The sequence below is a fragment of the Pedobacter psychroterrae genome (assembly GCF_004331695.1).
Lineage (GTDB): Bacteria > Bacteroidota > Bacteroidia > Sphingobacteriales > Sphingobacteriaceae > Pedobacter > Pedobacter psychroterrae.
Genome location: NZ_SJSL01000002.1, coordinates 14072 through 27837, shown reverse-complemented (window position 1 = coordinate 27837; position 13766 = coordinate 14072). Strand labels below are relative to the sequence as shown.

The 13766-nt window shown below is 36.5% G+C and carries 12 protein-coding genes and 1 pseudogene; 10 read left to right on the top strand and 3 right to left on the bottom strand.

Features of this window, described 5'->3' with window-relative positions; genetic code table 11:
* Positions 1-252: 252 nt before the first annotated feature.
* Both gap and EZ437_RS08475 read right to left on the bottom strand, forming a co-directional pair.
* Positions 253-1248 (bottom strand): type I glyceraldehyde-3-phosphate dehydrogenase, encoded by a 996-nt coding sequence (gap, locus tag EZ437_RS08480; protein ID WP_131595284.1) that lies wholly within the window; start codon positions 1246-1248, stop codon positions 253-255.
* A 107-nt stretch (positions 1249-1355) separates the two neighbouring features.
* Positions 1356-2102 carry a glycosyltransferase family 2 protein gene (locus EZ437_RS08475; protein ID WP_131595282.1) on the bottom strand — a complete coding sequence of 249 codons (747 nt, stop codon included), beginning with the start codon at positions 2100-2102 and terminating at the stop codon, positions 1356-1358.
* 140 nt (positions 2103-2242) lie between these two features.
* Here EZ437_RS08475 and EZ437_RS22055 point away from each other — a divergent pair.
* The 10 genes and pseudogenes from EZ437_RS22055 to EZ437_RS08430 form a co-directional block, all read left to right on the top strand.
* Positions 2243-2554: pseudogene (locus tag EZ437_RS22055) on the top strand (Wzz/FepE/Etk N-terminal domain-containing protein); the annotation flags it as partial.
* 519 nt (positions 2555-3073) lie between these two features.
* A complete protein-coding gene (locus tag EZ437_RS21835; RefSeq protein ID WP_225869583.1) occupies positions 3074-4606 on the top strand; it encodes a polysaccharide biosynthesis tyrosine autokinase in 1533 nt (510 codons plus the stop codon).
* Positions 4607-4670: 64 nt separating this feature from the next.
* A complete protein-coding gene (locus EZ437_RS08465; protein WP_131595280.1) occupies positions 4671-5717 on the top strand; it encodes a glycosyltransferase family 4 protein in 1047 nt (348 codons plus the stop codon).
* Entirely contained in the window at positions 5710-6549 is an 840-nt protein-coding gene (locus tag EZ437_RS08460) for an ABC transporter permease (RefSeq protein WP_131595279.1), read from the top strand. The genes EZ437_RS08465 and EZ437_RS08460 overlap by 8 nt, the downstream gene beginning before the upstream one ends.
* Positions 6550-6565: 16 nt before the next feature.
* Positions 6566-7303: an ABC transporter ATP-binding protein gene (locus EZ437_RS08455; RefSeq protein WP_131595278.1), complete on the top strand. Its 738-nt coding sequence runs from the start codon at positions 6566-6568 to the stop codon at positions 7301-7303.
* A gap of 3 nt (positions 7304-7306) precedes the next feature.
* Complete coding sequence (locus tag EZ437_RS08450) at positions 7307-8389, top strand: glycosyltransferase family 4 protein (protein ID WP_131595276.1); 1083 nt, start codon at positions 7307-7309, stop codon at positions 8387-8389.
* A gap of 12 nt (positions 8390-8401) precedes the next feature.
* Positions 8402-9841, top strand: a complete 1440-nt coding sequence (locus EZ437_RS22050; RefSeq protein ID WP_394343165.1) for an exosortase Y-associated Wzy-like protein — start codon at positions 8402-8404, stop codon at positions 9839-9841.
* Positions 9810-10958 carry an XrtY-associated glycosyltransferase XYAG1 gene (locus EZ437_RS08440; RefSeq protein WP_131595272.1) on the top strand — a complete coding sequence of 383 codons (1149 nt, stop codon included), beginning with the start codon at positions 9810-9812 and terminating at the stop codon, positions 10956-10958. The genes EZ437_RS22050 and EZ437_RS08440 overlap by 32 nt, the downstream gene beginning before the upstream one ends.
* Positions 10955-12343, top strand: coding sequence for an exosortase Y (gene xrtY, locus EZ437_RS08435; RefSeq protein WP_131595270.1), 1389 nt, complete (start codon positions 10955-10957; stop codon positions 12341-12343). The genes EZ437_RS08440 and xrtY overlap by 4 nt, the downstream gene beginning before the upstream one ends.
* Positions 12344-12898, top strand: a complete 555-nt coding sequence (locus tag EZ437_RS08430) for a WcaF family extracellular polysaccharide biosynthesis acetyltransferase (protein ID WP_131595268.1) — start codon at positions 12344-12346, stop codon at positions 12896-12898. It begins immediately after the preceding gene.
* On the opposite strand, the gene EZ437_RS08425 is transcribed toward EZ437_RS08430, so the two are convergent.
* Positions 12893-13750, bottom strand: a complete 858-nt coding sequence (locus EZ437_RS08425) for a sigma-70 family RNA polymerase sigma factor (RefSeq protein ID WP_131595266.1) — start codon at positions 13748-13750, stop codon at positions 12893-12895. The two genes, EZ437_RS08430 and EZ437_RS08425, sit on opposite strands and share 6 nt — an antisense overlap.
* Between the last annotated feature and the right edge of the window lie 16 nt (positions 13751-13766).

The window sequence follows — 13766 nt, the reverse complement described above, 5'->3', positions numbered from 1 at the left end:
TTTAATTATTGTTGTAATAGTTTTTAGATTAAATGCCTAACCATATTGTAATGCGGACTGATAAGGGTTAATCAAAATCAGCTAGCAGGACTTCTTGCGCTGCACCAAATATAAGCAGCATTCGCGGATGTAAGTACTTCAACTGCAAAATTTATAATTTCTGCATGCTGTTTCTTACCCAAAAAAGCAACGTCGTAGCTACCTCACTAAATTTGCTTCTTGGTGACGGTGTATTTTTTTTCAGATATACAGCTATTCATTAAGGTTTATAATTTTTTGAACAACATCAACTAACCTTGCAGAATAACCTGATTCATTGTCGTACCATCCAACAACCTTAACAAGATCCCCCACTATAGATGTAAGTTGCGCATCAAATATGCAGGAATGAGGATTGTCCAATATATCTACAGATACTATCGGATCTTCCGTATATTCCAGGATGGCACTTAATTCGTTCTCTGATGCTTTTTTAAACGCCGCATTAATTTTTTCAATGGTTGTATGGGATTTCAAAATACATGTAAAATCCGTTAACGAACCATTTAATACAGGTACTCTGATTCCTGCTCCACCCAATTTATTTTCCAGATGAGGAAAGATATTGGTAATTGCTTTGGCAGCACCTGTACTCGTAGGAATAATGGATGCAGAAGCAGCCCGTGCTCTTCGCAAATCCTTGTGTGGCGCATCATGTAAATTTTGATCTCCGGTCATGGAATGTATAGTAGTGATGTAGCCTTCCAAAATTCCCCACTTATCATTTAGTATTTTGATCATTGGCGCTACATTATTAGTAGTACAAGAAGCATTAGAAAGAACTGAAGAATGTAAGTTCACTTCATCATCATTAACCCCCATGACCAGCATCGGAACATCTTTGTCAGGTGAAGGCGCCGAAATGAGTACTTGCTTTGCTCCCGCATTAAGGTGAAGTTCCGCCCCCGCCCTGGTGGTAAACTTACCCGTAGCCTCCAATACCAAATCAATATCAAGTTCTCTCCAGGGTAATTGTTCAGGATTAGCCTTTGTACATACAATGATTCTTTTTCCATTTATGATCAAATGATCTTTATCGAATTCAATTCTGCCATTAAATCCCCCGTGGACAGTATCATATTTAAAAAGATGGGCCAAAGTTGCTGTATCGCCAAGATCATTGATAGCAATAATATCTATACCTCTCTCGATAGCCTTGCGCAAAAAAACACGTCCAATTCTACCGAAACCATTGATTGCAATATTCATTCTGCTCATTTATTATATGAGCAAAAGTACCTATATTCTCAATAGCAGTCTTATTTTTAGAAGAGAAAATCGGCTTATCTCCTCAATAAAGTACCCATGTACCTCTATTAATTAAAAAACTGATTCAATTTTCTGACTTTTTTAAGCATTAAAGCAATCAAAGGATTAGGTATTTCATTATGAACCAAAACACGATAATCATTAATAATTGCTGAGACTATTTTTTTTACGGACCCATTACTCATCCCACCCTTTCTCATAATAACCATTAGTTTATCCAAAAATACTGCGTTGACTCTATTCTTATACAAAAGCCGCAAAATCATGTCATAATCGGCACATGTACCAAATTTCAATGAATACCGCCCGGCAGTATACAGCACACTTCTTTCAATATATAAAGTAGGATGTGGTGGCATCCACCCGTATAAAAAATCATTGGGGGTATAGGGCTTCGACTTCCAGTTCCTGGTAATTGAACAATCTTTACCGCGCTTTATAAATTTAAGATTTCCATAAACTGCCTCACAGCCCATATTCCTAAAGCAATCCACAACAGAGGAGATCACATCAACACTAGCTAAACGATCATCTGCATTTAAAATTCCAACCAAATCACCCGTTGCCATCCCTATTCCTTTGTTTAATGCATCATACATACCCAAATCCTGATCACTGATAAAATGATCAATGTTGTCCATATATTTTTTTATCACCGAAATAGTACCGTCAACCGACCCACCGTCCACCATAATATACTCAATATCAAGATAATCCTGGGACACTACTGACTCTATACAAGGCCCTATAAATCTAAAACAATTAAAAACCACAGTCACTATGCTAACTTTCATTTGTAATTAATATATTTGACCACAAAAATAATAAAAAATTATAAAATTACATTAATTAATAAAAAATCAATATTTTGTATTAAAAATCAACATTTAATGAAAAGATCCAAAACTCTTATTTCTGTACCAATATTTTGAAAATGCACGCAACTCCGCAACACTATCAGGAAATATACCCCTTGCTACAAAAACGAATTAATTACATAAGTGTAGTTAAAGTTATTTTAAGCAGATGGTATTGGATATTGTCTGCTTTGATCTTTGGGTTTCTAGCAGCATACGCTTACTTAGCTTACATTCCCCCGTTATATGAAATCAGTGCATTATTAAAGTTTGAAGAAAAAAAATCAGAAATATCTGAATTAATTAACGTTAGAAATATTTACGACAGGACTAACAAGGTTGAATCCGAAAAGTCAGTAATAAGATCGAGAACAGTCATCCAAAAAGCTATCCAGTCTTTAAATTATGATGTGTCATTTTATTCTAGCAAAGGGCTCTATTCAACCGAACTCTACCCTTACAAGCCTTTTAAAATTAATATTATAGATAAAAGTAACACTTACCTATATAAAAATTTTGAATTCAATGCCCTCGGAGATGCTAGCTATCAGTTATGTTATACTTATCAAGATAAAAGGTTCTGCAAAGAATACAAATACAAACAAAATATTTCTTTACCTGGCCTAAAATTTAGCATCATCACTTTAGGAAAAAGAATAAAGAAAAGTACATCGTATGTTTTCAGGTTTAATGATCAAACAGAGCTATTTGATAAAATCAATAAATCATTAAAATTTGATGAAACACAAAACAGCAGTTTAGTATATCTTAAAATAACAGATAATAATCCATTTTTAGCCACAGACATACTCAATGCAATTTTAAAAGAGTACCTTGATTTTGACAGAATGCAACGTTCAGTCACGGCCTCTCAAACTGCCAGCTTTATCAGCTCTCTACTTCTAACAATGGCAGATAAAGTTAAAAATTCCGGATTGGCTATACAACAGTTTAAACAGGGCAACGGGTCCTTAACCTTTACAGATAATCTAAATCTTCTTACCACTCGCTTAGTCGATCTGCAAACAGAAAAGCATATGTTAGAGATTGAACACCTTTTGATCTCCTCCATAGAAAAAGCATTGAACACCAAAAGTTCTGATCAATTAACATACAATCATCCGGGCATTACAGACATCCTACTTAATAATTTACTCTCAAAATACAATGAACTGATAATTGGCAGAAAGCAGTCATTATATACCTATACTGAAAATTCAGCAAAGGTTAAACAGTTTGACCAGCAAATAGCCGATCTCAGAATTGCTATCAATGACAACATCAAATCCCAGCGCGAACACAACAATAAAAAATCTGCCTTTCTATTAATGCAGACAGACAGTATCAATCTAAGCCTGACAAATCTTCCTAAAACAGAAAGGGAATATATAAATCTCCAGACCAGATTTGATATAGACCAAAAAGTTTATAGTTATCTGGCAGAAAAAAAACTTGAAGCGGAAATCTCCCGGGCTGCAGTAACACCCGGGGCCGTCATTATTGACAAAGCTATATACCCCGGAAAAGCTATATCGCCAGTTCCCAAAAAAGTTTATTTCCTTTCGGCAGTACTAAGTTTTATTTCAAGCCTTGTAATAATATATGCTGCTCGTTTCTTAAACCCCTACATTTATAACAAAAATACTATTGAGGATTATAGCAAAACCCCGATCATTGGCATAATCAGAAAATATTATGGTAATCTCAGTAAGCACTCAGCTTTTACAACAGACCCCCGCTCTTTATTCTCCGAATCCGTCCGGTCTGTAAGAAGTAACCTAAGCTTTTTCGCCTCCGAAAAGAATAGTAAAATCATCTGTATAACCTCAGAAATTTCTGGTGAAGGCAAATCTTTTATATCCACAAATCTGGCAATCTCACTAACCTTAACTGAAAAAAAAGTATTGCTTATTGCAGCTGACCTAAGAAAATCCAGACTCCACGACAGTTTCAACATCAGCAATCTAACCGGGTTAAGTAAGTTTCTATCAGGACAAGTGGCTGCTAAAGAAATAATAATTCAGACTGAAATAAAAAATCTTGACCTGATCACCTCCGGTCCGGTGCCACCCAATCCTTCAGAATTACTTCACAGTCAAAAAATGCAGGATTTACTAGACGGTTTTAAGGGGAAATACGACTTTATCCTCATAGATTCTGCCCCAATAGGATTAGTAACTGATGGAAAACCCTTACTAAAAATGGCAGACATCACATTATTCATTATACGTTCCGGCATTTCTAAACGTCATTTCGCAACAACTCCAGATCAATTAAAAATAGAACTGGGATTATTAAATATAGCTATTATTCTGAATGATTATGTAGATAGTAACTTCCATAACTACTATTACTCCGGTAAACCACTAAATATGGCCGACAGGTTATATTACCATTCAGATCAACATCATTATAAAAACCCAGACTATTTTGAACTATAATATACTATTTCTCACCCTAAGCACATTCAGTAGCACGGGAGGTATTCAAAAAGTTTCCAGATCAATGTCTCATGCATTAAATCGCATCTCAAGTGGTGACCCAGATGTAAGCTTTAAGATGCATGCGCTTAATGATGACATTGCAGACACAAGTTACCTCAGCAAAACAGAATTCAAGGGATATGAAGGCAATAAGATACTATTTGCACTTAAATCTGCCGCTAAAGGAGCAAAAAGCAATACAATTATAATTAGTCATATCAACCTTCTTTCCATAGCCCTTCTTATAAAAATGCTTAACAAAAACGTGAGGATAATCATGATAGCCCATGGCACAGAGGTCTGGCGTGGAATACCCACCTGGAAAAAGGTCTTTGTTAAAAAATATGTTACCATCTGGGCAGTAAGTAATTTTACCAGCGAGCAATTGAGAAAAATCCACAAGGTCAATCCTACTCAAATCGTCACATTACACAACTGCATTGATCCGTTTTTTAAGATACCATCTGAATTCTCCAAACCTATCAAACTTCTTAACAGATATAAACTAGTACATGAGCAACCCGTAATATTAAGCATAGCACGTCTTACTAAATTCGATAAAGCCAAAGGCTATGACCGAACACTGGAAATCATCCCCAAATTGTTAGGTGAATTTCCTGATTTACGTTATCTCATATGCGGGAAATATGATAATCAAGAAAAAACCAGACTTGAGCAATTGATCAATAAGCATCATCTTCAAAAAACCGTTGATTTAGTAAACTTCATTCCTGAAGATGAATTAGAAGAGTATTATCGGCTTGCTGATGTATTTATTTTACCTAGTGAAAAAGAAGGCTTTGGGCTCGTGTTCATTGAGGCTGCCGCGTGTGGATGCAGGATAGTGTCAGGAAATACAGATGGAAGTACTGACGCCATGCAAAATGGAAAACTAGGTATCATGATAGATCCAAACAACCCTGACCACATAAAAGAAGCCGTGGCAAAGCACCTGAGAAAACCCTTTAATTATCAGGAAGCCAGAAATATTCAAAGAATCTGCCTCGATCATTTTAGCCATGACCAATACACTAAACGGGTAAAAAAACTATTATTTCAACATGAATAAAAAGGAATGGACGATAACTCCACACTACAGACTATCTGATTTTGACTTTAAGGTTATTTGGCACTATCGTTACCTGCTCTGCCAATTGATCCACCGGGATGTGGTTGCTTTTTATAAGCAAACTGTTCTTGGCCCCTTATGGTTCTTCATACAGCCACTATTTAGTACTACAATCTACACTTTGATCTTTGGGACTTTTGCCAAAGTCTCAACTGATGGATTGCCTCAGCCATTATTCTATCTTGCCGGAATTATTACTTGGAATTATTTTTCAGAATGTATAAATAAAACGTCGTTAGTTTTCAGAGAAAACGTCAATATATTCGGCAAAGTATATTTCCCCAGAATAATTGTACCCCTTGGTATTGTCATTTCTGTTTTCATAAGGTTTGGCATACAGTTCATTTTATTTTTGACATGTTTAATCATTTACAATTGTATAGGACACGAACTCAGCATCAACTGGGCCATTGGTCTATTTCCTCTATTGGTTTTGTTAATGGCCCTTCAAGGCCTGGGAATGGGCATGATCATAGCTGCATTAACAGTTAAATACCGCGATCTGATATTTCTTATATCTTTTGGCCTCCAGTTGTTAATGTATACTACCACAGTAATCTACCCCTTATCTACAGCACCCCTAAACTTAAAATGGATAATCCAGATCAACCCTATGACCGCCATTATAGAGACATTTCGTTATGCTTTTTTAGGAAGAGGAAGTTTTAGCTGGCAGGCATTGTGTTATTCTACAGCAATTACAACAATAATAATAAGTATTGGGATTATCGTCTTTAGCAAAGCGGAAAAAACCTTCATTGACACTATTTAAATAATTCAAAATCTTAATGAGCGCTATTGTAATTAAAGCAGAAAACCTGTCCAAAGTATACCTGAAAGGACAAATCTCACACGGAACACTCATCCGTGATTTTGAAAGCTGGTTAGCCAGATTCAGGAAAAAGGCAGACCCCTATCAGCAAATAGACAAAGTTAGAAACACACCTGGAAACGATAAAATATGGGTCTTAAAAAACATCAATTTTGAGATAACAAAAGGAGAAATCATAGCTATTACCGGAGATAACGGTGCAGGAAAGAGTACCCTGTTAAAAATATTGAGCAGGGTGACACTACCAACATCCGGGAAAATAACCGGCAAAGGCCGTATCACCAGTTTGTTAGAAATTGGAGCTGGTTTTCATCCCGAATTGACAGGACGTGAGAACATCTTTCTTAACGGCGCAATGCTTGGTATGCCCAAATCACAAATAAAAGATCATTTTGATGAAATAACTCGTTTTGCCAATATAAAAGAACATCTCGAAACACCAGTAAAAAGATATTCATCAGGCATGTATATGCGCCTGGCATTCTCTGTAGCAGCACACCTGGAATCAGAAATCATGATCATTGACGAAATAATGGCAGTTGGTGATTCATCATTCCAACAAAAATGCATAGACAAAATAAAACAGCTTAGTAAGGAAAATGCTAAAACCATACTTCTTGTAAGTCATAGCGCTAAAAACATCAAATCTCTTTGTTGCAGAGAAATAGCTTTAGTAAAAGGTCAAATCAAATAATACATGTCAGTAAACAAAAATACGAGACTTGCAATCATTAGCACTCATCCTATCCAATACTATGCACCCGTTTTTAAATTGCTGGCACGAAAAACCGACTTAATGGTATTTTACACCAAACATACAACATTTGACAAGGGCTTTCAGCAAAGAATACTATGGGACATTCCTTTACTTGAAGGATATAAATACACTTTTACAGGAAAGTCTTCACTAAAAAAGATCAAGAGCTTCCAACCAGATTGTATACTTATATATGGGTGGGCCCATTTTCTACATTTTCGCATTATGCGATATTTTAAAGGCAAGATCCCTATAATATTTAGAGGAGATTCAACCTTGCTGAAACAACAATCAGTTTTAAAAAAATTCTTCAAGAAACTTGCACTGCAGTTCCTTTACAGGAACATAGACAAGGCTTTATATGTCGGCATAAACAACAGGGCTTATTTCAAACAATATGGTCTCAAAGAAGCGCAATTATTCTTTGCACCACATGCCATCGATAATAGCAGATTTGCCACAACTACTAAATCTGAATTAAGAAGTATCCTTAAACTTAGGTCTGATGACATACTGATACTATATGCAGGTAAATTTGAACCGGTAAAAAATCCCAAGCTATTACTACGTGCATTCCTTGAACTCGGGCTACCTCATGCACATCTCTTGTTTACGGGCGATGGTATACTTAAGAACAAACTCCAAGTTCAAAGTCAGTATTGTAAAAAAGTTCACTTTATATCATTCCAAAACCAAAGTAAAATGCCGGGTATCTATCAGTCATGCGACTTATTTTGCCTGCCTTCAAATAGTGATTCCTGGGGACTAGCAATCAACGAAGCCATGGCTGCAGGCAAAGCAATACTGGTTTCTGATAAAGTAGGTGCAGCAGCGGATCTTGTGAAAGATGAAAATGGAAGGATATTCAAACACAAAGACCTGGAAGACCTTAAAAAGAACCTGCAAGACATGGCAACAAATCGATCAGATCTTCAGCAAAAAGGAAAATCTTCCCTTAAAATAATCAAAGAATGGAATTTTGAGGCACAAGTTGATAACATCTTAAATGCAATTAGCAATTAATCGAAATACGTGATGCAAATACCTTCCAAAAGCAGAATATTATTTGTCATTTACCTCCCATGGATCTTAGCTGAATGTCTACAATTTAATCCGGTAGTCTCCTACTTCACTTCCTGGCTAGGATCTTTTATCGTATTCTATTTCAGCTTAATATCCTCCTTTAAATATCATAGCCTCGATCGGCCCATAAAGCATCAGATATTACGTCCTATTGTACTTATACAATTAATATTTGCTGGCTTTATGTGCTGCACTTCTATATTTTATTTTATGGATCATATGGGATATGAATACTTTACAAATGTAGATCTCAGGGATTTTCAACCAGGGGAGCAAACGCAACTAATCGCGAGGTGTCAGCGTATAAGTCTTTTAGCCCACTCAACCTTAGTTGCCGGCATTATTTTGCAAACAAAGCTATACCCTGTTTCACAATATAAAATCACCATAACGAACCGGTCATTTCTGTTTAAATTTTGCATTATAGCTTACACATCAGCAGTACTTATAGGTTATATACCAGGTCTAATCCAGTTCAGATATATGCTCATATGTATTTCAATAAGCATCTCAGCTTATATTCTTGTAAAAGGCCTGGTAAAAAACCACATAGTCTACCTTTTTTTTGGAGGGTGTATTTTTGTTCTCAATTTTATGAATGCTACTCTTTCCGGCTTTAAAGAGAGCATCATCATCAATGTAATATTACTAGGCTTCCTGGCTTTCCCCTATTACAAAAAAACAATACTAGTGCTTTTCATACCCTGCATTTACTTATTGTTATACATCCTGCCTACCTTCACCACCATAATCAGGGCACAGTCGTGGATACAGGGGAAGTCAAATGAAACGGCACGGGAACAAGCCTACCAGACTTTATTAAATGAGGAAAATGACCAGAAGATTATAGATAACAATTGGGAATTCCTAACCAATCGCTTTAGTGAAACAAGCATGTTCACTACTTATCTAAAAACTGTACCCCAGCAATATCCTTATTATGCACTTGATATCCTTATCAATTCATGTTATATGATAATTCCAAGAATATTCTGGGAGGAAAAACCCGATACAGAGAGATTAGCAATGGAAAGGGTATATAGATCTGGGGTAGCACAGAGATCTTCACCCGTTTCTGCCAAAACCAGACCAGTTACTGATGGTTATCTCAGCGCAGGCGTTACAGGTGTGTTTGTTTACATGCTTATCTACGGAATGCTAGCACAAGCACTCTGCAACCTATCAGAAAAGCTCTTCGGTGGTTACCAATTGGGATGCATTGTAATATTCAACAGCATCTTTCAGCAGTTGTGGCGTGGCAATACCCTTGAATTTATGCTCAACAACATTTTTTACGGATATATATTAATGCTGGTCATCCATTTTGTATTAAAACAAACCAAATCACTGCAACGGCTCTATGAAAATCATACACATCACTCCTTCTTATAAACCTGCATATATTTATGGTGGGCCTGTCATATCAGTTGCAAAACTTTGCGAAAAACTGGCCTCTCAACCGTTGGACATAGAAGTTCTGACTACACGGGCGAATGGAAAAACTGAACTAAAAACCCCTGATACTACAGCAATTGATGGTGTAAAAATTCAATATTTCAATCGCATCACAAAAGACCATACCCATTTTTCTCCATCATTGTTATGGAATTTATACAAAATGATTATCAAAACGACACCAGGTACAGTCATTCACATTCATTCATGGTGGAATTTTGTTGCAATCTTCTCCTGTTTACTGGCAAAAATTAAAAAAATACCTGTAGTCCTGTCACCAAGAGGAATGCTGACTGAATATACTTTAAAAAATAACAATTCATTATCTAAGCGATTGATACACCAGCTGATTGGAAAGTATTTAGTTGCATATTCTGCTTTACACGCCACAACAGAAATGGAAAAAGAAGACATTTTAAAAATTATACAGCCTAAAAGCATCAAAGTAATACCAAACTTTATATACTTCCCGGATGAAGACATCAAAAAAAACGTGCATCCAAACTATGAATCCGATAAATCTTTCAAATTACTATTTCTTTCAAGGGTTGATGAGAAAAAAGGATTGGAGCTTCTATTTCGTGCCCTCGCAGATTGTCAGTTTCCTTGGAGTTTAACAATCGCCGGAACAGGTGATCACACCTATCAGGACAAATTAAAACAGCTCACTATGAACCTTGACATCTCTCAATCTATAAATTGGATCGGCTATATAAAAAAAGAAAAAAAATACGAAGTTCTGGCAAGTCATCAGCTACTCGTTCTATGCTCTCACAATGAAAATTTTGCAAATATCGTATTGGAGAGTCTTTCTGTCGGCACAGCCGTAGCAATTTCAGATAAAGTAGGACTTGCCCCTTTTATAAAAGAACAAAAACTAGGCTGGGTGGCTGATCTGGATCCTCACTCAATTACTGCGATGCTAACGAATGCCTATCAAAGTCCGCAAATAATTACACATATCCGTAATAACGCCCCTTCAGTCATAAGCTCACATTTTAACGAGGCAACCATATTAAGACAATATTTAAAACTCTATAAAAATTTAAATTGAACAACCCGCATTTTTCTTTTATTATCCTAACATTCAATGAGGAACAGCACCTTCCCAGACTGCTTGAATCAATTAGAACACTGAAAGCCAGGACCTATGTGTTAGATTCAGGAAGCACAGATCAAACTTTAAATATATGTTACAAATATAATCTGCAGGTCAGGTATCATCCCTTCCACAACCACCCTAAACAATGGGACACGGCATTAAGATCTTTCAACATCCAAAGTCCTTGGGTTATTGGTCTTGACGCCGATCACATAGTTGGCCCTGAACTTTGTGAAATGCTTAAAAATTTCAAAGCCGAAGAGTACACCAACATTAATGGAATTTACTTCAACAGAAAAAACTATTTCAAAGGAAAATGGATCCGCTTCGGCGGATACTATCCCAAATATCTTCTTAAGATGTTCAGATATCAGGTAGGCTATTCTGATCTTCAGGAAAATATGGACCATAGATTTCAGGTCCCATCCAAAACCATTATTTGGAAGAAAGGATTTCTGATAGAAGAAAATCTAAAAGAAAATAAAATTAGCTTCTGGCTGGACAAACATAACCGATACAGCGACTTGGTTGCTGAAGAGGAGATACAACGTCTTACGACAAAGCGCTTTCAAGTAACAAAACCAAACTTTTGGGGCAGTCCAAATGAGCACAATGCATGGCTTAAAAGCTTATGGTGGCAGCTACCCATATACCTTCGTCCTTTTTTATATTTTACCTACCGCATGATCTTTCAGTTAGGCTTTTTAGATGGAAGAACAGGAATTATGTTTCACTTTCTTCAGGGGTTTTGGTTTAGATTGATTGTAGATATTAAAATTGATGAAAAAATAGGCAAGGCCAATCGAAAATCTGCAAATTTTATCTTTTCTTTCCTCTTTTTGTTCTTGCTATTCTACGGCTTCAACCTCATCAATATAGGCATAACCACTCCTGGTAACTATTACATTTCCTTCTTGGACAAGTATTTCAATTATATCAGTAGTTGGAGAAATTTCTGTATTTCTTCCGCAGCCTATGTACTTAAAATACTTGGATACCGGATCTCCACAAGTGAAAATCACCTTATCAATCATGGTTTTTCAGGATTCAGGCTGGTATATTCTTGTCTTGGTTATGGAATTATGAGCTGTTTTGCGGCATTTGTTATTGCTTTCCCTAAGTCCACATGGTCAAAAATGATCTTTTTGGTTGCAGGACTAACAGCTATTCAGTTGCTAAACACTTTAAGATTTATTTTAATCTCAATATATTACCAACCCCATGCATCAGTACTACTTATGGATCATCATGACATGTTTAACTATATATTATATGTAATACTCGGAACCTCAATGTATTTCTGGACAGGTAAATTCTCTAAAAACAACAACCACTAAATGACCCATTTTACTCAGCTAAAAAAAGATTTCGACAAAAAAGGATTTAAGGCAGGTGCCTCTTTTGTCAAAGTATACTGCTGGTATATAATCAGCACATTATTTTTTCACACAGGGTTGATCCCTTTTAGCAGTATGTTGGTATTGATCCTGAAGCTATTTGGGGCCAGTATTGGCAAAAATGTCCGTATAAAACCTGGCATCAGGATCAAGTACCCCTGGAAATTATCTGTGGATGATTATTCCTGGCTGGCTGCTTGTCATATTGAAAATTTAGACCAAGTCATCATCGGAAAGCATGTATGCGTATCGCAGGAAGCAATGTTACTTACAGGAAATCACAATTACAAAACTACAACTTTTGATCTGATAACTCTTCCAATAATACTTCAGGACGGAGCCTGGATCGGCGCCAAAGCAGTTGTATGTCCAGGAGTCATAGTAGCTTCACATGCTATCCTGTCTGTTGGTTCCATAGCCAACAGAAATATGGAGGCTTACATGATTTATCAGGGTAATCCAGCTACAAAAATCCGAAAACGTATTTTTTTATAAGTACTGTTTCATCATCTGTATATTCTTAGAATTCCTGAGTATAACCATTGCCTTGGTTTTGTTCATTTGAATACATTGTTCACTTAGGCCAAAGTGAGCTGCTATTTCTTCAATCAACATTGGCCGGTGATCATTTAATCCAAAATACAGTTGTATAATTTTATACTGTCTGGGAGTAAGTTTGGTTAGAATTATCTGCAGATCGTATCGCAAGCCTTCATTATCCATAGTAGAATCGGGCCGGTCAAACATCTCATTTTCCAGCACACTTAACATTCCCGGTCTCTCATCGTCGTCACCCGCATCGAGTGTCACAGTATGACCGGGGTTGGTGATGTACCCCCTTACTTTATCCAGACTTAAACCACAATGCTCAGCCAGCTCCTCGGTTGTAGCTGGACGTTCAAGAACTTGTTCAAGATCTGATTCTGCTTTCCACACCTGAAGAATATCATTAACCTGGTTCATCGGTAAACGAATCAAACGCTTATGTTCATTAATAGAAAACATCATAGCCTGTCTGATCCACCATACTGCAAAAGAAATAAATTTTATGCCGCGGGTATCATCAAAGCGTACTGTAGCTTTTATGAGACCTTTATTACCTTCAGAGATCAAGTCACCTAGAGGTACACCCTGCCCCTCATATTTTTTAGCTACTGAAACCACGAACCGAAGATTTGAATTGATGAGTTTTGTCTTTGCCGCTTCATCTCCGTTCCGAATTTTGCGTGTCAAAGAAACCTCCTCATCAGCACTTATCAATGCATACTTTGAAATGTCTTGCAGGTATCTTTTTAAGGAATCATCACCCCGTTTAGTAATAGATTTTAAAATCTTCAGTTCTCTCATTCTTAATAAGTTGTCT

Coding starts and splice junctions, on each gene's coding strand:
- EZ437_RS08455 (WP_131595278.1), top strand. CDS start 6,566: ATGAGCGCTATTGTAATTAAAGCAGAAAACCTGTCCAAAGTATACCTG.
- EZ437_RS08450 (WP_131595276.1), top strand. CDS start 7,307: ATGTCAGTAAACAAAAATACGAGACTTGCAATCATTAGCACTCATCCT.
- gap (WP_131595284.1), bottom strand. CDS start 1,248: ATGAATATTGCAATCAATGGTTTCGGTAGAATTGGACGTGTTTTTTTG.
- EZ437_RS08475 (WP_131595282.1), bottom strand. CDS start 2,102: ATGAAAGTTAGCATAGTGACTGTGGTTTTTAATTGTTTTAGATTTATA.
- EZ437_RS08430 (WP_131595268.1), top strand. CDS start 12,344: ATGACCCATTTTACTCAGCTAAAAAAAGATTTCGACAAAAAAGGATTT.
- EZ437_RS21835 (WP_225869583.1), top strand. CDS start 3,074: ATGGCAGATAAAGTTAAAAATTCCGGATTGGCTATACAACAGTTTAAA.
- EZ437_RS08460 (WP_131595279.1), top strand. CDS start 5,710: ATGAATAAAAAGGAATGGACGATAACTCCACACTACAGACTATCTGAT.
- EZ437_RS08465 (WP_131595280.1), top strand. CDS start 4,671: ATGTCTCATGCATTAAATCGCATCTCAAGTGGTGACCCAGATGTAAGC.
- EZ437_RS08440 (WP_131595272.1), top strand. CDS start 9,810: ATGAAAATCATACACATCACTCCTTCTTATAAACCTGCATATATTTAT.
- EZ437_RS08425 (WP_131595266.1), bottom strand. CDS start 13,750: ATGAGAGAACTGAAGATTTTAAAATCTATTACTAAACGGGGTGATGAT.
- EZ437_RS22050 (WP_394343165.1), top strand. CDS start 8,402: ATGCAAATACCTTCCAAAAGCAGAATATTATTTGTCATTTACCTCCCA.